Origin of the sequence: Streptomyces sp. NPDC051684 (assembly GCF_044453445.1) — a bacterium.
GTDB lineage: Bacteria > Actinomycetota > Actinomycetes > Streptomycetales > Streptomycetaceae > Streptomyces.
This window is the reverse complement of record NZ_JBITCS010000005.1, coordinates 291,983-313,494: the sequence shown is the minus strand read 5'-3', so window position 1 is coordinate 313,494 and position 21,512 is coordinate 291,983. Positions and strand designations below refer to the sequence as shown.

Genomic DNA, 21,512 nt, shown 5'->3' with positions numbered 1-21,512 from the left:
AAGGCGCTATTGGCGAGGGGAATTGTCATTGCTCCGGACCGTGGCAGGACGGGCCCGCGATCCATCTGGTCGGCGAGTGCGCGGATATACGGGCGATTGCGCCCACCCATGCCGACGCCCCGACCGCCTGACGGTCAGGCTCCGGCGAAGTTCACCGATTCAACAGCATGACCGTCTGCACATACATCCCCGCGTCCGCCCACTGCCCGGGCCCCATCGCCTCATCGAGGTAGCAGAACAGCACGAGCGGCGCGCCGAACGCCTCCGCGTTCAACGCGGCGACCTTCATGGGCCGGTCCGGGTCGTCACGCTCGAACCCAACGCCTCATACCGCTGGGCGGCCGCGGCCGAGAAGCAGTCCCGGTACGGCGCAGCCAGCTCCGCCGGATACATCGGGTACTGCCGCTCATCACCCGGATCACCCGCCAGCGCCCGGGCCCTCGTACGCCTCTTCAACTCGACCAACGGCTCGCCGGCCACAACGTAGACATGCCACGGCTGGAGGTTCCCGCTCGACGGTGCCCGCGTCGCCGCGGCCAGCACGCGTTCCAGCACCTCTCGGGACACCGGCTGGTCACTGAACGCCCGCACCGACCACCGGCCGTCCACCGCTTCATACACATCCACGTCAACCCCGCCCTCTCACTCCATGGCTCGACCTACCGGCCGGCAACATCCTTCACCCGTCCCCGACCGCCGCCAAACAGCACCACCTCACCGTGCCTGCAGGCACGGTGCCCTTCCTCGCCCGCACCCCGCCGAGCCCGCCCCCTCCCCCATACCGCCGGCATTCCGCTCCTTCAGAGCTTGCCGGCCCGGCCTTCGCCGCCCGGGACGCGGCGGCGGGACTGCAGTTCCAGGCTCAGCGGAGCCGCGCGGCAGCCGAACGCGGCCGCAGTACAAGGAACGAAAGGGGGTGATGCAGGACGGGATGTCAGATGCCGGAGAAGGCAGGAGGCGCCCGGGTGCCGTCCTGGCCCGTACGGCCCGGTGACGCCACCACCAGGAACCCAAGCAGGACGTTACGTGCGAAGACAGCCCGGACGGCAGGCCCGCCCGATCCCGTGACAGCCGCCTGCGCATCCGGCCCCGCCGGGCGCTCGGCCCCACAGTCGTACCGGACCCGGGGGCTGGACGGCGCACAGCGTGCAGCCGTCGTCCGCGTTCAGGGCAACCGCCGCAGAGCCCGCGACAGCTGAGACCCCGCCAGAGACCGGGGCGGCATTACGAACCGGGGCGGCGTCACCATCCGGGAGGCTCCCGGCAGACGCGGAGACCTCGGCTGTCCGGACGGGGCCGGGAACCACGTCCGGGCCCGAACCCGCACGAGGTACAGCCGCCTCGGCAACCACACCGGGAACACCGGACGTTGAGCGGGTGTCAGCCGACCCGACGTACGCACCGGACACAGGCACCGAAGGCAGTAGCGGCAGCAAAACAGCCAGCAACACCACGACCAGCCCCGCAAACCGGCCACAAACACCCACACCGACAGCACGGACGGAACGGGCGGCGGAACGAGCGGCACGGACGGCGCGGGCAGCGGGGCGCATGCACCGCCTACCCTTCCCTCCCGTACTGCGTGCTTCACGGTGTGCGGAGCGCGCGACTGGGCCCGTTCGCCACCCCTCGACGCAGGCGTCCACCCAGCCTGCCCCACCCGGCCCGCCACTTCGATGGGGTCCCGTACCCATTTCCAGAGGCACGCACAAACCACTCCACCACCAGGCTGAGCGCCCGTCACGGGCCGGGTGCCGGCCGCGGCCAAAGGCGTGTGGCCGGTGCAGTGGTCTTGCGGTGCGGCAGCTGCCTGTAGTGCGCTACGCCCCATGAGGAACGTGAGGAAGAAAGGCGTTACCGCGCTCGGCGTCGTCCTGATCGCGACGTCCCTTCTCGGCAGCACGCCGTCCGAGTCGGCGGCCCGCCCGCACACCCCGCTGGGCGTCGACCTCGACACGGTGACGATCCCGCAACTGCAGGCGCGCATGGCGAAGGGCGCGCTGACCTCGTCGGCGCTGACAGCCGCCTACCTGCAACGGATCAGAACCATCGACCCCAAAATCCACGCGGTGCTGCGTACCGACCCGACGGCGCTGCGCCAGGCCGCCGCCAGCGACGCCCGACACCGGCACGGCGCCGTCCGCGGCCCGCTCGACGGCATCCCGGTCCTGATCAAGGACAACGTGAACACCCGCGGCCTGTCCTCCACGGCCGGATCTCTGGCACTGGCCGGGAAGCCGCCCGCCACCGACGCCGAGGTGGTGACCCGGCTGCGCAAGGCCGGGGCGGTCGTCCTCGGCAAGACCAACCTCTCCGAGTGGGCCAACTTCCGTGCCGAGAAGCCGACCTCGGGGTGGTCGGCGGTGGGCGGGCAGACCCACAACCCCTACGTACTGGACCGCAACCCCTGCGGCTCCTCCTCCGGTTCGGCCGCAGCCCTCGCCGCATCACTGGCGCAAGTGGCCATCGGCACCGAGACGGACGGCTCCGTCGTTTGCCCCGCCGGAATGAACGGCGTGGTCGGCCACAAGCCCAGCCTCGGGCTGGTCAGCCAGGACGGCATCGCCCCCATCTCCGCGGAGCAGGACACCGCGGGCCCCATGGCCCGCAATGTCACCGACACCGCCCTCACCCTGTCCGCCATCCGCCACGACGCCCCCGCCCCCTCCGGCAGCACGGGCGGCCGCACCGACGCGCTGCCCGGCCCGGCCGGCCTGCACGGCAAACGGATCGGCCTGTGGCGGCTGCCCCCCCCCCTCGGGTCCGACGTGGACGCCCTGATGACCCGCACCGCCAAGAAGCTGCGCGCGGCGGGCGCCCACGTCGTCGAGGTGACACCGCCGTACCAGAAACGGCTCGCCGAACTCGAATTCCCGGCGCTGCTCAGCGAGTTCCACCGCGACATCGACGCCTACCTCTCCACCCGCGACGGACCGCAGGACCTCGCCGCGCTCATCGACTTCAACCGCACGCACCCCCAAGAGCAGACCTGTTTTGCCGGACAGGAACTGTTCGAACAGGCCCTCACCGCACCATCGACCACCGACCCGAAGTACCGGGCCATGCGGGCCGAGCTGAAGGACCTGTCCCGGCGCTCCATCGACGAGACCATGACCGCCCACCACCTCGACGCCATCGCCTCGCCCACCAGCCCGCCCGCCTGGACCACCGACTGCGCCCGCGGCGACAACGACGTCATCCCCTCCTCCACCCCCGCTGCCGTCTCCGGATACCCCTCCCTCTCCGTGCCCGCCGGCTTCGTGGGCGAACTGCCCGTCGGCATCCTCCTGATGGCCGGAAACCACCAGGACGACAACCTGCTCTCACTCGGCGCGTCGGTGGAATCCCGCCTCGCCGCGTGGCGGGCACCCCACTACCTGCCAACGGTGGGCACTCACACCACCCCATGACCCGCAACACGCACACCCGCCCGGGCGGCTCGCGTGGCTCTGCGCGATGGTGAAGTGCCGGTCTCCACCGGGCCGTTCGAGTTCGTCGAGCACCGCTACGGCGAGGTCCTCGACGCTGATCCGCGAGGTCCCGTCGGGGTCGGTGAGCAGGGTGGTCGTGCCGCGGCGGTAGCCGCCGGTGCGGGTGCCCGGTTCCAGGACGGCCGCCGGGCTGAGGTAGGTCCAGTCCACGTTCTCGTGCTCGTTGCAGGTCCGCAGCTGCGTCGTGCTGGCGCCCGCGATGGCACGCCACCCGGCGGGGACATGGTCCGGGTCGTCGATCACCAACAGGCCGGGGCGCTTGGGTGACTCCAGGGGGCCTGCCCCGCCGACGACCAGCAGCCGGATGCCGGCCCGGGCCGTTGCGTCCAGAACGGCCGAGGTCAGGGGCGCAATCGAGGCCTCCCGGCCCGGGGCGGGCCGGATCGCGAGGACGGCGGCGTCGGCCTTGTCGAGTGCCGCGTCGAGGATCTCGCTGTGCTGTTCGCGGGCTTTGGCGTGCCGTTCGGGGGCGTTGGCGTGCTGTTCGGGGGCATTGGCGTCCAGCGTGACGGCAGTGACGCCGGGCGTGGTGGTTGCGAGCGGGCGCCGGGACGCGGCAGTGACGCGGTGTGTGCGCAGGACAGCTTCGGTGACCAGGCGTGAGCCGACCATTCCGGTGGCGCCGAGAACGGTGATGTTCATGCGAGAGGGCCTTTCGGTGCGCGGGATCCGGGGGTGATCTGCCCGGCCGCCAGTGCCACGAGGGCGAGGGCGAAACCGAGGAGCTGGAGCGGCTCGAGGCTTTCGCCGGCGACAAGCACGCCGAGGGCTGTCGCGACCAGGGGTGAGAGCAGTCCGAGCAGGGCGGTCGCCGTGACCGGCAAGGAGCGCAGGCCCCTGAACCACAGGGTGTACGCGAGCAGTCCGCCCACGCCGCCCAGCCACAGGTATCCGGCCACGGCCCGAACGCCGATGCCCCCGGGAATGCCCTCGATCAGCAGGGCCGGGGCGAGCAGCACCAGGCCGCCCGTGGTGAGTTGCCATCCGGCGAACCCGACCGCGCTGACGCCTTCGGGTCGGCCCCACCGCTTGGTGAGTACGACGCCGGTACCCATGGTCGCGGCCCCGGCGAGGCCGGCGAGGATGCCGAGCGGGTCGAAGGCGGCGTCGGGGCCCAGGACCACGAGCCCGACCCCGACGACGCCGACGATGCCCCAGACAAGGCGCCAGGGCGACAGCCGTTCGGGGAGGAGCAGCGCGGCGAGCAGGGCCACCAGGATGGGCTGGCTCGCCCCGAGGGTTGCGGCCACCCCGCCGGGGAGGCGTTCCGCGGCGATGAAGAGCAGCGCAAAGAACGCGCCGACGTTCAGGGTGCCCAGGACTGCGGCCTTCCACCACCAACTGCCGTGCGGCAGGGTGCGCGCGAGGAGCAGCCCCAGCAGGCCGGCCGGCAGGGCCCGTAGGAGCGCCGCGAACAACGGGGCGTCGGGCGGCAGCAGTTCGGTGGTGACGATGTATGTCGTGCCCCACACCGCGGGCGCGAACGCTGTGGCAAGTGTCAGTCCGGCTCGGCCGGCTGCGGGCGTGTGCGCCGGCAGCGATGGTGCCTGCGGGCTTGTCGTCGTGGTCACCACGCCACTGTGGGCCGCACCCTATCCATGAGTCCAACGAATGGTTTTCATGGCATCAATCGTGCAGCATGATGAATGCATGGAACTGCGACAACTGCGCTACGTCCTGGCCGTGGCCGAGACCCGCAACTTCACGCGTGCGGCCGCCCAGTGCCATGTGGTCCAGTCCGCGCTGAGTCACCAGATCAAGGCGCTCGAGGCCGAGATCGGCGTGCGCCTGTTCGCGCGCACCAGCAGAAGAGTCGAACTCACGGCCGCGGGTGAGGTGTTCCTGCCGTCGGCGCGGGCCAGCCTGGAGTGTGCCGAACGCGCCGCCGCCGATGCAGCGGCGACCGCCGGTGAGCTCCGGGGACCGGTCACCCTCGGCGTCATCCCCACGGTCACCGCTCTCGACATTCCGCGGGCACTGCGGGCCTTCCACGAGGCCCATCCCAAGACCCGCATCTCGCTGCGCACGGCCGCCAGCGACGAACTCGTCTCCGCCATCGAGGCGGGCACCGTGGACATCGGGGTCCTCGGGCTGCCCGAGACGGAAACCCCCACCGGTGTGCAGGCGTTGAGGCTGTCCAGGCAGCAGCACGTCGCGGTCGTTTCCACCCGGCACCGGCTGGCCGGACGGAAGAGGCTGCGCCTGGCCGACCTTGCGCGGGAGACGTTCGTCGACTTCCCGGCCGGCACCCCCGGGCGCACGCAGACAGACCTCGCCTTTCAGGCTGCGGGCATCCCCCGCGACGTGACCTTCGAGGCGATGTCCACCCACCTGATCCTCGACCTCGTCGAGCAGAACCTCGCGGTCGCCCTCCTGCCGCCGGGCACCCTGCGGCGGGACACCCCCGTGACCGCCATCGCCGTGACAGGCGGCCCGACCCGCAGCGAGTACCTGGCCTGGAACAACTTCAACCCCACGCCGGCCGCCACCGCGCTGATGACCGTCCTGCACTCCTACCGGACCTGACAGCCGGGCCGGCCCATCACCCAGCCCATCACACCGCGAGAATGCCGCCGTCCACCGCCACATGACTCCCAGTGGCGAACGAGGAACGATCGCTCAGCAGCCACAACGCCGCCTGTGCCACCTCCTTCGGCTCCGCCATCCGCGTCTGGATCTGGCGCGCCACGAACGCCTCTTCCAACGCCGGCTCGGCCTCCACCGCCGCGGTGATCATTTCTGTGCGCGTCGTGCCCACCACAAGGGAGTTGACGCGGATGCCGTGCGCGCCGTACTCCGCGGCGGCCGCCTTCGTCAGCCCGAGGACAGCGTGCTTCGCCGCGACGTAGGGCGACGGCGCGCCCGTGGCGATCAGGCCCGCCGAACTGGAGGTGTTCACGATCGAGCCCTCACCTGCGGCCAACATGACGGGGATCTGGCGGCGCAGGCAGTTCCACGTCCCCCGGACATTGACATCCATGATCCGGTCGAAGTCGTCCTCCGGTAGTTCATGCAACGGTCCGAAGACGGAACCGGCATACCCCGCGTTGTTGAAGGCGCCGTCCAGGCCGCCGAAGCGATCCACCGCCATGGCCACCGCGCGCTCGACGTCCTCGGCCCGCGTCACGTCACCCACACTGCGGGCCGCCCGCCCACCGGACGCCTCGATCTCCTTGGTGAGGCTTGCGAGCTGGTCCTCGCGGCGCGCCATGAGGACAACCGCTGCGCCCTCGTCTGCGAACAGCCGTGCCGCAGCGGCTCCGATTCCACTCGATGCGCCGGTAATCATCACAGTCCTGCCGGTCAGCAGGCCGGCGCCATCCGCCGGAGATATTCGATCGCTCATGGCGCCGAGTAAACCGAAAGATGACCTGCCACACCACCACAATGAGACAACAACCAGACACAACGGGGAAGTTGGCGCCCGCAAGGTGGCAACCGGCGGCGCCTCCACAGCGGCGGACCGGACCGAAGTCGAGCGCGCCGTATGCGCCCTGTTTGCCATCGGCCGTGCTTCCGACGGTGCGTTCGTCGGCTGGTGCGGTCTGACCCCGTGGGACCCGGGCAACCGCAGTGCGTCGCTGGGCTACTGCCTCAACGACGCGATGTGGGGCCACGGTTATACCTGGGAAGCTGCCCATGCCTTGCTGCGATGGGCATTCGAGGCACTGGATCTCAACCGGGTTCAAGCCGAGGCCGATACGCGCAACGTGGGATCTGCCCGGGTCCTGGAGAAGATCGGGTTCGTGCGGGAAGGGACGCTGCGGGAAGACTGCGTCGTGAACGGCGAGGTCTCCGACTCGTGGATGTTCGGGCTACTCAGGCGCGAGTGGCGGCCGACGACGGTGCCGGCCCCGGACTCCTGGGGCCCCACTTGCGCCACTTCCGCTCCAGGTGTGGCCGCGGCGGCCTTCGGGAGCCGCGGGCCGACCCAGACTCCGTGTTGGGCTCTCCGCGAGTGCTGGGGAACGGGGCCCTTTCGTCTCGGCGGACGCCTGCACGTGAACCGACACGACGTCACTGCTGGCCAGTTGCCCGCGGCTGGCGTCGCGCAATTCCCCAGGAGCCCAGGCCGGGCCCGGGCCCCAGGCATCGTCTGTCAGACTGCTCGGGTGATCGTCAGACTCGCGCAGGAGCGTGACTTCCCGAGCTTCCTTGCCCTCGCTGCCCAGGTCGAGCACTGGTTCGGCCCGATGGTCGAGGAACCCGGCTTCCATGACGCGGTTAAGGATCACATTCGTCGGTCCATGGCGCTCGTCGCCGTTTCCGCAGGTCCAGGCATCCTCGGCGGCTTGTTGTTCGGCGCGAAGGCGCCTGTCTTTCACGTCAATTGGTTGGTTGTTTCGGAAGAGGGACGTGGCAACGGGGTCGGTCGCGCGCTGATGGACGCGGCATCACGCAAATTCGTGCGGGGGCCAGGCACCATCGAAGTGGTCACCTTCGGAGCCGACCATCCAGGCGCCGTCTCCAGCGGTGCTCGCGTTTTCTACGAGTCACTGGGCTTCACACCCGCTGAGACGGCAGCACCAGGGCCGGAAGGTGGGTCACGGCAGATCTATCGCCGGCTCATCTCCTGAAGCACGCGCCATTGGTATGGCAACGATCTGCCCGAGGCTGGGCCCTGCGATTCTCCCAGCCAAGGGTTCCGCGGAGATCTGGTGCCTGGTCGACTCGCCCGAGTGTCCCGCTCGGGAACACGCGCCTCCGGTCAGGCCCCCGCCTCCCCCGCAGCAACTTCGAAGATGTCGGGGTCGTCGAGCAGTACGCGGGTCAGGTCCGCGAAGCGCTCGTGCAACTTCGCCTCGTCGCGGGGGTGTTGGCCGTACCCCCAGGAGACATTGCGGTCCTGGCCGATGGCCTCGGCTTCGTCTGGGTTCCACCAAATGCCGCCGAACTCGCTGCAGAAATAGGGCTGTCCGGCGTACGGGACGGACCAGGTGGTGTCGGTGACTCGTCCTGCGGGTTGCTGAAGGCGCATCTCGTCGTCGTAGACCCCGTCGATCACGAGGGGAACCCCGACTCGCCGCCCCTCCCCCGGGCCTTCGGTCTCGCCGAGGGAGGTGAACGACAGCACTCCATCCGTACCCTCGGCTTCGAGCAGCGACTCCACCCGGTTCGATCGGCGCGTGCGCATCGTCCGGGCCGCCTGATTGGGCCGGTACCCCAGTTCCTCGACGGCGGCCTCGACCTTGCGCACCACCTCCGACCGCACCGTCGGATCCTTGCGCAGGAAACGCGAGACCGTCTGGTGCGAGACCCCGGCCAACTGCGCGACCTCCCGGATCGTCGGCCGCTTCTTCTCCCGACCCGCGCGCGACGCCGGCACCCCCTCCGCCATGCCTGCCACCTTTTCACGCCGGCTCGCGGGCCGGAACCCTTAGTCCAACCGGTGGCCCTCAGGCCATCGCGGGCCACACCACGCGCGTTCACCTGGATCGGCTAACCAAAGAGACCACCACACGCATACGGCGCGATCGTGGAACCATGCCCCTCTGGTACCGAAGACACCGCCGGCCCCACACACCGGACACCCAGCAGGTCGAGCACCCCGACCTGCACCACACCGCAGTCCTCGAGCACGACATCCTGGGGATCGAACCCGAACCGGGAACGCCCGCGGCGTACGCCGCCGCCCTGTCGCTGCCCCTCGACAACGACGCCTGCCCGCACGAGGACGTCATGGACGTCGTCCTTCTCGGCCAGGGCCGGTCGACCGGGATGTGCGCGGGCTGCGACATCGACATCGTCGAGACCGACGAAGGCCTATGGGACCGCCCCTGACACCGGCGAGGCACTGCCACGCTTCACCGTCTTGCCCGCCTTCCGACGCAGACGACGCTCCCCACACGGCCGCCCAGGAGCGGTTCGCGCGTTGCCGCCACGCCGTCACCGCGAACCGCCGAATAAGGCACAAAACGTAACTACAAGTCCCTTTTGTCGTTCCATAGACGCATGCCCCGTTTTCGTAGTCGACTACTGGACACGCCTTTGCCTCGTTTCAGCGTGATCGTTCCCGTGTATCTCGTACAGGCGTACCTTCACGCCTGCCTCGATTCGGTGCTCGGCCAGTCCTACACCGACCTGGAACTCATCGCGGTCGACGACGCCTCGCCAGACGCCTGTGGCGAGATCCTGGACGCCTACGCGGCACACGACCCGCGTGTCACGGTCGTCCACCTCCCGCAGAACGTCGGCCTCGGCGAAGCGCGCAACGCCGGTCTCAAGCAGGCGAGCGGCGACTACGTCGTCTTCCTCGACAGTGACGACACCCTCGCCCCTGGAGCGCTCGCCGCCATCGCCGACCGCATCAAGGCGACGAGCGGGCCGGACATCCTGATCTACGACTACGCCCGTGCGTACTGGGACGGCAGTCTCGTTCGCAACCAGTACGCGCGCCTGCTCGACGAGTCGGGCCCGCAGACCTTCTCGCTGACCGACCGCCCCTCGCTCATGCGCCTGTTGATGGTCGTCTGGAACAAGGCGTACCGCCGCGAGTTCCTCTCCAAGAGCGGGCTGACCTTTCCTCCCGGCTACTACGAGGACACCGCCTGGACGTATCCGGCGCTGATGACAGCGGACTCGGTCGCCACCCTCGACCGGGTCTGCGTCCAGTACCGGCAGCGGCGTCAGGGCAACATCCTGTCCACGATCAGCACGAGACACTTCGATGTCTTCGACCAGTACGACCGGGTCTTCGCCTTTCTCGACGAGCGCCCCGAACTCGACGCCCAGTGGCGGCGGGTGCTGTTCCGTCGGATGATCGACCACTTCTGCACGATTTTCACCACCCGCGGCCGGCTGCCGCGCGGCAGCCGCGCGGAGTTCCTCCGGCGGGCCCGCGCCCACTACGCCCGTTACCGCACGCCGGGTGGTCCGGTGAAGACCTCGACCCGGCTACGGCACGGTCTCGTCCGGCTGGGCGCGCACCGCTCGTATCGCGTCATCACCGGCACACGCGGGGCCCGAGCACACGCCATGCGCCATCTCAGACGCGTGGCCCACGCCACCCGCGGCGCGGCGCTGCAGACCCACTACCGCATCCAGTGCCGGCTGCCCGTCAAGCACGATCTCGCCGTCTTCTCGGCCTACTGGAACCGCGGCTACTCCTGCAGCCCTGCGGCGATCGAGTCCACGGTGCGCGACTTGGTCCCCTCGATCCGTACGGCCTGGATCGCGCATCCCGCCTTCACCCACACCGTGCCCGAGGCCACCCACCTGCTGGTCCCTGGCACGTTCGGCTACTGGTCGGCGCTCGCCCGCGCCAAGTACCTGGTCAACAACGTCAACTTCGACCGCAGGCTGCGCAAGCGCGCGGACCAGGTCCTTGTCCAGACCCACCACGGCACACCGCTGAAGAAGATGGGCCTCGACCTCCAGGAACACCCGGCGGCGGGCGGCAGCATGGACTTCGCGACCCTCCTGGAGAACGCCGACAAATGGGACTACAGCCTGTCGGCGAACCGGCACTCCACCCTCACCTGGCAACGCGTCTATCCGGCCGGGTACACCACCCTTGAGTACGGCAACCCGCGCAACGACGTCCTGGCAAAGGCGACCGCGGCCGACCGTGAACGTGCCCGCGAGCTCCTCGGCCTCCCCGCGGACGCGACCGTCTTCCTCTACACACCGACCCACCGCGACTACCAGCGCACCCAGCGGCCCCGCCTGAATCTCGCCCTTCTGGCGCGCCACCTGGGGCCGTCGTACGTCTTCCTGTCCCGCACCCACTATCTGGCGACGACGGACGAGAACGACACGGACCCCCACCCGCGTGTCATCGATGTGTCGGAGCACCCCGCCGTCGAAGAACTCTGCCTGGCCTCCGACGCCCTGATCACCGACTACTCGTCCTTGATGTTCGACTACGCGGCCCTGGACCGTCCGATCGTCCTGTTCACCGACGACCGCATGGCCTACGAGGCCGCCCGTGGCACCTACTTCGACATCCGCGCCTTCCCGCCGGGGCCGGTCGCCCAGTCCCAGGAGGGACTGATCGACATCCTGGCCACCGGCCACTGGAAAGGCTCACGCGCCGCCCGGCTCCGCAGCGCCTTCCGCGAACGCTTCTGCCCGCACGACGACGGGCAGGCCACGGAGCGGGTGGTGCGCAGGGTGTTCCTCGGAGAGCCGGTGGAGCCGCCGTCACCGCATCCCGTACAGGGCGAGCTCCGGCGCGACGCTCCAGCCGAGGTGCGTTCTAACCGCCCCCAGCCCCAGGAGTCCTGATGCCCGTGCACATAGCCGCGCCGCCGTCGAGCAGTCTCCTGCCCTCCGCTCAGTGATGCCACAGACATCGTCATGGGAAGTACACGTGAAACTCTTCAAAGCACTCGCCAGGCCACAAGCCGTCAAGCCGGCGGAGCCGGCGAAGCCCGCGGAGCCGGCTGCCGGCGCCGCCGACACCGAACAGGTCCTGCGTGCGCTCCAACAGCAGACCAAAACGCTGACCGCCGCGCTCACGGGCCTTCGCAAGCAACTCGAGCACCAGCCATATGTGATCGCCGAGTTGATGCGCCGCTACAACCACCTCATCGACGGCGACATGCCCATGCCGGTGCTCGGCGCCAATTGGGCCGCGATCGCGCCGACGGTCCTGTTCATCGTCGACGAGGTGATGGGCCGGCCGGCCCGGCGCACCATGCTGGAGTGCGGATCCGGCGCGTCGACGCTGTGGACGGCGGCGGCGCTCCGCAAGTGCGGCGAGGGGCACGTGACCTCCATCGAGCACGACCAGGAGTTCGCCGAGGTGACCCGGCAACGGCTCGTGGACCACGGGCTGGAGTCCTGGGCGACGGTCGTCGACGCTCCCCTGGTCGACACGGAGGTGCCGGGCCTCGGCACTCAGCCGTGGTACGACCTGTCCGGCCTCGGTGACCTGGCCGAAGTCGACCTGCTCTTCATCGACGGGCCGCCGCGCCCGACGGCGCCGCTCGCCCGCTACCCCGCGATGCCGCAGCTGCTGCCGCGCATGGCGAAGGGCGCACTCGTCGTCCTGGACGACACCAACCGCAAGGTCGAGCGCGACATCACGAAGATGTGGGCGGCCGACGGCGCCTTCGACCGGCCCGTCACCTTCGTCAAGGACGTGGCCCGTTCCACCGTCCTCCAGCTCGACTGACCGGACACGAGATCCGGACGGGTCGACCTCGCTGATCACGTCGGCGCGACACGGCGCCCCGAACGTCAAAGAGTCCCGAACGTCAAAGACAGGACAGCAATGCGTATCTCGGTGATCGGCTGTGGCCACCTCGGAGCCCCTCACGCCGCCGCCATGGCGGAGCTCGGGCACGACGTGATCGGCGTCGAACTCGATCCGGCCACGTGCCGGGTCCTCCAGAGCGGACGTGGCGCCTTCTTCGAGAAGGGGCTCGACGACCTGCTCCAGAAGTACGTGCCCACCGGCCGGCTCCGGTTCACCAGCGACCTCATGGAGGCCGCCGAGTTCGCCGACCTGCACTTCATCGCGGTCGGCACCCCGCTGAGCGAGGACGGCCAGAGCTACGACATGGAGCAGGTGTTCGGCGCCGTCAGCGCGCTGGCGCCGCTCCTCACCCGGCCCTGCACCATCGTCGGCAAGTCGACTGTCACGGTCGGTACCGTGGCGCGCATTCAGCAGATCATCGCGGAACGTGCCGTGGACGGCGTCGACCTGGTGTGGAACCCGGAGTTCCTTCGCGAGGGGCACGCCATCGAGGACACGCTCTGTCCCGACCGCATCGTCGCCGGGGTCACCAGCGCCGAGGCCCAGAAGGCCATCGAGTCGGTGTACGCGCCGATCCTGGCCCGCGGCGAGGTGGAGCTGATCGTGACCGAGCCGGAGACGGCCGAGGTCATCAAGTCGGCGGCCAACTCCTTCCTGGCCACGAAGATTTCCTTCATCAACGCGATGGCCGAGGTGTGCTCGCTCGCCGGAGCGGACGTGAAGACCGTGGCCCATGGCATCGGTATCGACCATCGGATCGGGCACGCCGGCATGCGTCCCGGAATCGGCTACGGCGGCGGCTGCCTGCCGAAGGACCTGCGGGCCTTCACCCACCGCCTGACCGAGATCGGCGCCACGACCGCCGTCGCACTGCTCCAGGCCGTCGAGGACGTCAACCGCGGTCGCGTGGACGCCGCGGTCGACCTTGTGCAGGAGGCCGTCGGGGGCCGCGGTCTGGCCGGTGTGCGCGTCGCGTTCCTCGGCGCCGCTTTCAAGGCGGGAACGAGTGACATCCGCAATTCGCCGGCGCTCGAACTGGCCCGTCGGCTGGTCCGGGCAGGCGCCCATCCGGTCATCCATGACCCGGAGGCCCTGGAGACAGCCCGGCGGGTGCACCCCGAGCACACCTATGCCGACACCCTCGCCGAAGCCCTGGACGGGGCCGAGGTCACCGTCCTGGCGACCGAGTGGCCCCAGTTCAGCGAGGACGCCACCCTGCCGGCATCGGCCGCCGCGACGGTGGCGGCGCGGCGGCTGGTGGACGTCCGCACGTGTGTCGACCCGCTCGACTGGGTCGGGGCGGGCTGGACGGTGTGGCAGCTCGGCCGACCGGTGCGGCGTCCCCGCCCGTGAGTCACCACGGCGGGGCTGTCGACGTAAAGGGCTCGGTGTAGCCATGGCCCTTCCGGTGTCACGACGCGCTCCGCATCGTGACACCGGACCGGCCTCAGCGGGTCACTTCCCGAAGACGATGTCCAGGACGTGGGACATCCGAACGTCGTAGGTGTGCCCCGCCTTGGCGACGCCTTCGGCGCGGTTGTACTTCCAGCCGTTGTTCACGCCCTGGTAGTGGCGGTGGTGAATCTGCTCGTTGCGCTCGATGCCCGCGCCCACCACGCTGTGCACGCGCCATTGCGTGGTCTGCCAGTCCACCATGTGCGGCAGCACGGTCCACTTCACGGTCGTCCCGCCACGAGCGCGATGCCGGTAGTCGACGAAACGTCGCTGCCGCAGGGGGTTCATGGGCTCCCGCGTCGCCTTGGCGATCCAGTAACCCTCGTAGGTCACGCCACCGATCTCCGACTCCGCGACGTGGTCGAAGACCGGTCGCGCGTCGTTGGTGAGGACCAGTTCGTCGATGTCGGCATTGATGACGCCGGCCGCCCTGGTCAGATACCGGAACCTGCCGTGCTCCAACAGCGAGTACTGGCAGTAGTCGGAATCCCAGACATTGTTCGGTCCCGCATTCGGCCCCCAGGGGAAATTCCAGTCGACGACCACCGCGGTCGTGATCCCGTCCACCGATGCGATGACGTCGGCGATGTCGCGGGTCGAGTACTTGGTGGAATTGTTGTCGTAGAAAACAACCCCGGTCACGCCGTGCACGATGTGGTAGTACTGGAGGAAATCCCGGATCCAGACGAGATCGTTGTCCTTGGATTTCGTAATGATCGTCCGCTGCCCGGCGAACAGGTCGGACTCGTCCGGCGCAATCACCGAACTGAATTTCGCCCCGCCGAGGTCGAGCGTCAGATGCCGACCAGGAGGGGCGCCGACGATTCTGGATCGTTGGGTGCGCCCCCAGTCGCTGAGCGAGAGCCTTTCGGAGACGTCGCTGCCGTCCACGCGCCAGTCGGCACGCTCGAGTTCGGTCCGCAGGTTGTGCATGGGCGGCCCGGAGAGCCATACGTCGTCCCCCTGCCGGAACGCGTCGTAGAACAAGGTCCGGCTGTCGAACTTCTCCAGGTAGTCGGGCTGCCGGTCCTCGGGTTTGCGCGGCGGCTCGCGGCGGAGCGCGCCATCGGCCGGCAGTGTCATTCCGGTCGGCTGCACGACCTTGACGGTCTTCTCCTCCGCCCGCGACGCCGAACGCCGCAGGTCCCACGCCTCCCGGGCACTGCGGATCGGCCCGAGGAATTCCTCGAGGGTGAACGGACCCGTACCCCGCGTCAGCCGACCACGCTCCGACTCCAGTTGAGCGACCCGATGCTTGAGTTCCGAAATCTCCGACCGCAAGGTGTCGGCAGGGTCCGCTGCGCGAAATGCACTGGCATGTTCGACGGCCTCAGTCGCCATCTTCCACTCCCGTTCACGGTGCGCCCTCTCGGTGCGCCCCATCTCACCGGACCGACAGGTCCCGAAGAATTCCGCATGTTTGACCAAACAGCATATCTCCGGGCGAACCCTTCTCCTTGGCGACGCTGCGGCATGGGATATTCACATTTACCACGGTCGGACATGGGCGGTTCGGGTCAGACTTCCTGGGTCTGCTCCAGCATCCGGTCGACGACCCGGGCCGCGGCCTTGCCGTCATCCAGGTCGCAGAACTGGCGCTGGAATCGGGCGAACCGGTCCTGGTGTGCGTTGTGCACCTTCTCAATGTCACGGATCGCCTCGATCAGCTCCTGCGAGGTCCGTAGCAGCGGCCCTGGAGAATCGACCTCGAAGTCGAAGTAGAAGCCGCGAAGGGTGTCGCGGTAATGGTCCAAGTCGTAGGTGAAGAACAACATCGGCCGCTTGAGGTGCGCATAGTCGAACATCACCGAGGAGTAATCGGTGACCAGAAGGTCGGCGACCAGGTAGAGGTCGGCGATGTCCGGGTACTCCGAGACATCCCACACAAAGCCATCACCGGCCTGGGGGACGACGTCGACAATGTTGGAGTGGCGGCGAATCAGCAGGACATGATCCACGCCGAGCTGTTCCCGAGCCTCGGCAAGGTCGATCTTGAGGTCGAATCGGAACTGGCCGAGACTGTGCGCCTTGTCGTCACGCCACGTCGGGGCGTACAGCACGACCTTCTTGCCGTCAGGCAGGCCGAGTTCGCGGCGCACCCGAGCGGCGATCTCCTCCTGGTCGGGCGCGTAGAGACGGTCGTTGCGGGGGTAGCCTGCCTCGAGAATCTCGCCCCGGTAGGAGAAGGCACGGCGCAGGATCGGGGTGGAGAAGCGGTTGGAGGAGACAAGCAGGCTCCAGTTGTCCGCCTCGAGGGCGAGTCGGTTCTGGTACTCGCGGTCGAAGTGCAGGGTCTCGATGTCGTGGCCGATCTTTTTCAGCATCGTGCCGTGCCAAGTCTGGACGATCACTTGGCCGGGCCGGCGTTCGATCCACTCAGGCAGGTGCCCGTTGGTGACGATGTAGCGACTGGTCGCCAGGGCTTCGAACCATTCGCGGCCCCACATTCGGATCTTCACGGCCCTGTCGGGCAGTTCGACCTGGCCGTCGCGGACCGCCCACAGATGCTGCAGCCCCGTGTCACGCCGCATCAGTTCCTCGTACATGGCGCGGGGGCTGTCGGAGAATTGCTTGCCGTTGTAACTGAGGTAGAAGACCTGGTCGCGCAAGGGCTCGTTCGCGCGCATCGGCCCGTAGACCTCACGGCGAAGCTGCAGCTGACGGTAGGGGCCGCGCTCGTCGTCGCCCAGCTCGGAGCGGCAGTTGAGCTGAGGGAAGTCTTCCCATCGGCTTTCCAGCCAGTAGCGGCGACCCTTCAGTTCGCTGTGCAGGGGAAACTGTGGCAAGGCGAGGCGGTCGATGACGAAAGGTGTCCGCGGTTCGCCTTCCTCACCAACGAGGAAGAGGTTCCAGCGCCCTGCCTTCAGCGGCAGGCCGCCGCTTGCCCCGCCCATGACGGATGGATCGAAGGCAGCGGTGAAGGTGCTGTCGGGACGCCAGTCGATACACCCCAGGCGCTCGTCCGCACGTCCACGAGCGCGCAGGACCAGCTCTTTGCCGATGTCCTGCTGCCGCGCCCGGCCAGAGAAGACAATCTTTCCATCGAGTTCGGCGACGCGGTCGATGATCGCACGCCGCTTCCTGCTGGTGATCTTCAGATAGCCGTTGGCTCCCGCCGTGACGGCGATCTCGGCTCCCTCGCCGGCCGCGCCGAACTCCTCGGCCAGGTCAGTGCCCAGATCCGCCAGACCTTCGCGAATCACCGTGGAGAAGCGGCGCTCTGCACCGTGCTCATTCGTGGCAACCCATTCGGTGCTCCAACGGCGCCTGCCCAGGCGGGTACCGCCCGCGTCCGGGTCGGCGAGCAGCGCGACCTCCGCGAGTGGGACGGTGACGGCGATCGCGCCACCCCGGCAGCGTCCGGCCACCTCGGCCGGATAGTCCAAGCGGTCGCCTGTGGCACGATTGGTCAGCCGCAGCGACATACCCTCCTCTGGGCGCAGTTCGGTCCGCAGTTCTCCCTTCACCCGCAAAACGTCGCCGTCAAACCAGTGGTCCGTGATCAGGGCGCGGACCCGCTCGACGCGGATCTTCAAGGCACCTCTGACGCTTTGGGGCACGATCCGGTGGTCGGCGTCCACCCAGCGCACCGGCGGGTAGTTGGCGGCGGCGGCGCCGCGCGTCCACACCGCGCCGCGGCGCAGCAGGCCGGCTGCGTACACGTGGATACCGACGTGCCACAGTCCCTCCTGCCAGACACCGCGTCTCCGGAACCGCTCGGGGTCGATCTCTACGCGCCAGCCGGCCCAGTCGTAGTTGTTGGACTTCTGGCCGGAATCGGTGGTGGCCTGCGGGTGGTGGACGCCGGCAGCGGGCAGCAGAGCACGGCGCCTGCTGCCCTCCCGCTTGAGCTGGATCGCCTTGACGCTTTGGCGGCGGGTGGGCACGTCGATCCTGCTGATCCAGGCGTCACCCTCCAGGACGAGCTTGCCGCCACTCCACTCGACGTCGCGCAGCGGGGAGCGCAACACCAGCTCCTTGTCGATACGCAGGGCCGCCTTGGGCAGCGTGACACCGCGGTCCGTAAGCGGGGTGAACTCGGCGTACTTGTGGCGCAGTCCGGTGACGGTCAGCGGGTCCTTGCGCCGCCGGGAGGCGAGCAGCGCGAGGAGTTCCTCCATGGCGTGCTTGCGTACCAGGACCCACTGCACTCGCAGGACGGCGGGCAGGCCGAGCACCAGTTTGGGATCGATCTGACCGAGGAACCGGTTTGCCTCCTGCAGAAAGGCCTTGCGGAACTCCGCGTCACCGTCGGGCAGGACGCGCAGGAAGAGCCGGAGGTCGTCGCGCAGCACCCGCTCGTCGTAGGCCCTTTTGAACTTCCGGGCGCGTCGGTCGGGCAGCGTGGCCAGGAAGGAGGAAACAGCAAGGACCGCGGTGACCCGGTCTCGGATGGCCTGCGGCTCTGTACGGCGCTGGGTGATCGAGGGGGCGGCCTCCCCCTCGCGCAGCCGCCAGTAGTAGACGGGGTCGCCGACGATGTCGACGGCCTTGGCCCGGTAGTAGGCAGGCAGCACGACGGGGATGTCCTCGTGCAGTACACCCTCCGGGAAGCTAAATCCGTGCTTCTCCCAGAAGCTGCGCCGATAGACCTTGTTGCAGGCGATCCGGTCGGCGATCAACCGCGAGTCGTCGGCGATGTGCACCCGGCGGCGCAGGTCGCCGGACAGCATCCCCAACAGCGGCACCTGCCACGTCTTCTCGCCTCGCAGATGATGCACGTTCCCCGTGGCGAAGTCGGAGCGGGACTCGTCGAGGCTCCCGACCATGGTCCGGTAGGCGTCGGGCGGTACGACGTCGTCGCTGTCGACGAAGGCGATGTACTCGCTGGACGGCGCGGCGTTCGCGAGGCCGGTGTTGCGCGCCGCGCCCAGTCCGGCGTTCTCCTTGCGCACGAGGCGGAAGCGCCCGTCACGGGCCGCGTACGCGGCGGCGATGGCGGCGGAGCCGTCGGGCGAGCCGTCGTCGACCATGACGACCTCGAGGTCCTTCATGCTCTGCCCGGCCAAGGAGTCCAGGCAGGCGGGCAGGTACTCCTCCACGTCGTAGATGGGGACGATGACACTGAGGCGGGTGTTCATCGGGCGCGTTCTTCCTTTGCTGCCGGCGGGTGCGGGGTACCGGTGGCCACACGTGCGGGCCGGGTCGGGGCAGGTGCGGCGGGGCGCAGTTCGAGCGGCGTCACCGGCACCGGGGTGGTGTCGTCGAGGAACACGCGGCGCACGACGCGTTCGGCGGCGCGGCCGTCGTCGAACTCGCAGAAGCGGTGCCGGAATCCGGCCCGCAGCGCGGAGGCCTCACGGCTGTTCCAGACCCCGTCGGTGAGCAGCCCCTCCAGGTCGTCCTGGGTGCGGGCGACGGCACCGGGCGGTTCGTGCAGCAGGTCGAAGTAGGTGCCGCGGACGGCGGAGTACGTGTCCCAGTCGTCCGCGTAGATCACGATCGGCCGGTCCAGGACCGCGTAGTCGAACATCGCGGAGGAGTAGTCGGTGATCAGACCGTCGGCGGCCAGGTAGAGGGTCTCGACCCTGGGGTGTCCGCTGACGTCCCTGATCCCGGCGACGGGTCCCGCATCGCCGTACTGCGCTGCGGAGTTGTAGAAGTAGTGGCCGCGGACGAGCAGGACCGTGTCGGGGCCGAGGGTGTCCGCGAGCCGGGCAAGGTCGAGCCGGGGCACGAAGGAGCCCTCGTACTCGCGGTGTGTCGGCATGTAGAGGAGTGCGGTGACTCCTTCGGCGAGGCCCAACTCCCGGCGAGCCCAGTCCACGTCGGTGGCGGTGGCGCGGGCCAGCACGTCATTGCGCGGGTATCCGGTCTCCAGGATGGTGTGGGCCGAAGGGTAGACCCGCTCCCACACGGCCGTGGAGAAGGTGTTGGACGAGACACCGAAATCCCAGCGGTCGCAGCGCCTGAGCAGTGCCTCGAAGTCCATGTCGGTGGAGGCCGGGTAGCGTCGCTGGTCAAGCCCCATCGTCTTCAGCGGGGTCCCGTGGTGCGTCTGGACGTGGATCTGGCCCGCCCGTTTCACGACGGAACCGGCGAAGTTGACGTCGTTGACGAAGTACTTCGCCCGAGCCATCGCCGTCCAGTAGGCGCGCGAGCCGACCAGGACGTACTCGGTGCCGTCCGGGATCCGGCTCACGCAGTCCGGCCGGACCAGCCAGACGCGGCGGACGTGCGGGGCGAGTTCGGCGAGCCGATCGGCGATCGCGGCCGGGTTTCCGGTGACGCCGCGGCTCCAGTACGAGGAGAAGACCGCGAGATCGTCCTCGATGGGCCGACACAGCTCGGCCCTGTAGTGGGCGGCCATCGCGGCGCGCTTGGCGCCGTGGACCGCTCCCCCGGCCCGGCGCCGGGCGGCCCGGGTCGCCCGCACCGTCTCGTGCAGGCCGCGCATCACCGGGTGGACGTCCCGCTCGAGCAGTGCATAGCGGTAGCCGCGTCCGCCGCCGGGCCTGCGGTGGCCGTCGGGCCGGCGCCTGCGGTAGTGCCGGGCGGCCTCGTGGAAGAACTCCGCCTTGTCCCGCTCGGGCAGCCGGCCGGGCTTGCTGTAGATGGTGAGGTAGTGGTCGACCATCTTCTCGAACAGCCGCCCTCTCCAGGGCTCGAGTCCCGGGTGGGCGTCGAGGTGCGCGAAGAGGCGGTCGTACTGGCCGAAGACGTCGAAGTGCTTGCGGCTGGTGGTGCCGAGGATATTGCCGCCCTGACGGCGCTGGCGGTACTCGATGCACACCCGGTCCAGGACCGCGATCCGCTCGGCCGTGATCAGCGCGGTGAACGTCCACGGGACGTCCTCGTAGTACCCGGCGGTAAAGGTGAAGCCGTGCTCGTCGAGGAAGGCGCGCCGGTAGGCCTTGTTCCAGACGACCTGGAGCAGTTCGAGCAGGCTGGGGCGGTCCGCGAGCGCGAACACGTCGGCGCCCTCCTCGGCAAGGAGGTGGGCGACGCTGCTGGGCCGTCGGCTGTCGTCCCAGTAGGCGCGCGTGTAGTCGAAGACGAGGAGGTCGGGATCGGCTGTGGCGTCGAGACGGGCGGCCATCGCCGCCAGGGCGCCCGGGGCGAGGGTGTCGTCGCCGTCGAGGAAGACGACGTAGTCACCGACGGCCCGTTCGAGACCGGCGTTGCGGGCCCGGCCCAGACCCACGTTCTCGTCGAGGTGCACGGCACGGACGCGGGGGTCGGCCGCCGCGCATGCATCGAGTACGGCGCCGCAGCCATCGGGCGAACAGTCGTCGACGGCGATCAACTCGAAGTCCCCGTACTGCTGCGCCAACACCGAGTCCAGACATTCCCGCAGGTACCCCTGCACGCGGTAGACGGGGACCACGATGCTGAAACGCGGCATGGACAACGGCTCCTATCTG

Annotated in this window: 13 protein-coding genes and 4 pseudogenes; 8 read left to right on the top strand and 9 right to left on the bottom strand. The window is 69.0% G+C overall.

Going from position 1 to position 21,512, the window contains the following annotated elements; translation table 11 throughout:
- Positions 1–154: 154 nt before the first annotated feature.
- Positions 155–627 (bottom strand): annotated as a pseudogene (locus ACIA8D_RS08985) (nitroreductase family protein); the annotation flags it as partial.
- Between the two features lie 1,202 nt (positions 628–1,829).
- On the opposite strand from ACIA8D_RS08985, the gene ACIA8D_RS08980 reads away from it, so the two are divergent.
- Positions 1,830–3,410 (top strand): amidase family protein, encoded by a 1,581-nt coding sequence (locus ACIA8D_RS08980; protein WP_399230133.1) that lies wholly within the window; start codon positions 1,830–1,832, stop codon positions 3,408–3,410.
- On the opposite strand, the gene ACIA8D_RS08975 is transcribed toward ACIA8D_RS08980, so the two are convergent.
- Both ACIA8D_RS08975 and ACIA8D_RS08970 read right to left on the bottom strand, forming a co-directional pair.
- The gene (locus ACIA8D_RS08975) at positions 3,324–4,133 is read right to left on the bottom strand and encodes an NAD(P)-dependent oxidoreductase (protein WP_399230131.1); all 810 of its coding nucleotides are present in this window, start codon (positions 4,131–4,133) and stop codon (positions 3,324–3,326) included. The genes ACIA8D_RS08980 and ACIA8D_RS08975 overlap by 87 nt on opposite strands.
- Entirely contained in the window at positions 4,130–5,062 is a 933-nt protein-coding gene (locus tag ACIA8D_RS08970) for an EamA family transporter (RefSeq protein WP_399230129.1), read from the bottom strand. The genes ACIA8D_RS08975 and ACIA8D_RS08970 overlap by 4 nt, the downstream gene beginning before the upstream one ends.
- A 79-nt stretch (positions 5,063–5,141) precedes the next feature.
- Here ACIA8D_RS08970 and ACIA8D_RS08965 point away from each other — a divergent pair, with 79 nt between their 5' ends.
- Positions 5,142–6,017, top strand: a complete 876-nt coding sequence (locus ACIA8D_RS08965) for a LysR family transcriptional regulator (protein ID WP_399230127.1) — start codon at positions 5,142–5,144, stop codon at positions 6,015–6,017.
- A 28-nt stretch (positions 6,018–6,045) separates the two neighbouring features.
- Here ACIA8D_RS08965 and ACIA8D_RS08960 read toward each other — a convergent pair whose 3' ends face one another.
- Positions 6,046–6,837 (bottom strand): SDR family NAD(P)-dependent oxidoreductase, encoded by a 792-nt coding sequence (locus ACIA8D_RS08960; RefSeq protein WP_399230124.1) that lies wholly within the window; start codon positions 6,835–6,837, stop codon positions 6,046–6,048.
- A gap of 109 nt (positions 6,838–6,946) precedes the next feature.
- On the opposite strand from ACIA8D_RS08960, the pseudogene ACIA8D_RS08955 reads away from it, so the two are divergent.
- Both ACIA8D_RS08955 and ACIA8D_RS08950 read left to right on the top strand, forming a co-directional pair.
- Positions 6,947–7,342: pseudogene (locus ACIA8D_RS08955) on the top strand (GNAT family N-acetyltransferase); the annotation flags it as partial.
- A gap of 261 nt (positions 7,343–7,603) precedes the next feature.
- Entirely contained in the window at positions 7,604–8,068 is a 465-nt protein-coding gene (locus ACIA8D_RS08950) for a GNAT family N-acetyltransferase (protein WP_399230189.1), read from the top strand.
- Between the two features lie 161 nt (positions 8,069–8,229).
- Here the strand turns inward: ACIA8D_RS08950 and ACIA8D_RS08945 are convergent.
- Positions 8,230–8,462: pseudogene (locus tag ACIA8D_RS08945) on the bottom strand (beta-galactosidase); the annotation flags it as partial.
- A gap of 190 nt (positions 8,463–8,652) precedes the next feature.
- A pseudogene (locus ACIA8D_RS08940) lies at positions 8,653–8,829 on the bottom strand (LacI family DNA-binding transcriptional regulator); the annotation flags it as partial.
- A gap of 146 nt (positions 8,830–8,975) precedes the next feature.
- Between ACIA8D_RS08940 and ACIA8D_RS08935 the strand changes: the two are divergent.
- From ACIA8D_RS08935 to ACIA8D_RS08920, 4 genes are all read left to right on the top strand, one after another.
- Positions 8,976–9,272 carry a hypothetical protein gene (locus tag ACIA8D_RS08935; RefSeq protein WP_399230122.1) on the top strand — a complete coding sequence of 99 codons (297 nt, stop codon included), beginning with the start codon at positions 8,976–8,978 and terminating at the stop codon, positions 9,270–9,272.
- Between the two features lie 207 nt (positions 9,273–9,479).
- A complete protein-coding gene (locus ACIA8D_RS08930) occupies positions 9,480–11,717 on the top strand; it encodes a CDP-glycerol glycerophosphotransferase family protein (protein ID WP_399230120.1) in 2,238 nt (745 codons plus the stop codon).
- Between the two features lie 85 nt (positions 11,718–11,802).
- A complete protein-coding gene (locus ACIA8D_RS08925) occupies positions 11,803–12,609 on the top strand; it encodes a class I SAM-dependent methyltransferase (protein ID WP_399230119.1) in 807 nt (268 codons plus the stop codon).
- Positions 12,610–12,708: 99 nt separating this feature from the next.
- Complete coding sequence (locus ACIA8D_RS08920; protein ID WP_399230116.1) at positions 12,709–14,046, top strand: UDP-glucose dehydrogenase family protein; 1,338 nt, start codon at positions 12,709–12,711, stop codon at positions 14,044–14,046.
- Between the two features lie 102 nt (positions 14,047–14,148).
- On the opposite strand, the gene ACIA8D_RS08915 is transcribed toward ACIA8D_RS08920, so the two are convergent.
- The 3 genes from ACIA8D_RS08915 to ACIA8D_RS08905 all read right to left on the bottom strand — a co-directional run bounded on the left by ACIA8D_RS08915 (position 14,149) and on the right by ACIA8D_RS08905 (position 21,493).
- Positions 14,149–15,489, bottom strand: a complete 1,341-nt coding sequence (locus ACIA8D_RS08915; protein ID WP_399230114.1) for a capsule biosynthesis protein CapZ — start codon at positions 15,487–15,489, stop codon at positions 14,149–14,151.
- 176 nt (positions 15,490–15,665) lie between these two features.
- Positions 15,666–19,229 carry a CDP-glycerol glycerophosphotransferase family protein gene (locus ACIA8D_RS08910; RefSeq protein WP_399230112.1) on the bottom strand — a complete coding sequence of 1,188 codons (3,564 nt, stop codon included), beginning with the start codon at positions 19,227–19,229 and terminating at the stop codon, positions 15,666–15,668.
- A complete protein-coding gene (locus ACIA8D_RS08905; protein WP_399230110.1) occupies positions 19,226–21,493 on the bottom strand; it encodes a CDP-glycerol glycerophosphotransferase family protein in 2,268 nt (755 codons plus the stop codon). Before ACIA8D_RS08905 ends, ACIA8D_RS08910 begins: the two co-directional genes overlap by 4 nt.
- Positions 21,494–21,512 lie beyond the last annotated feature (19 nt).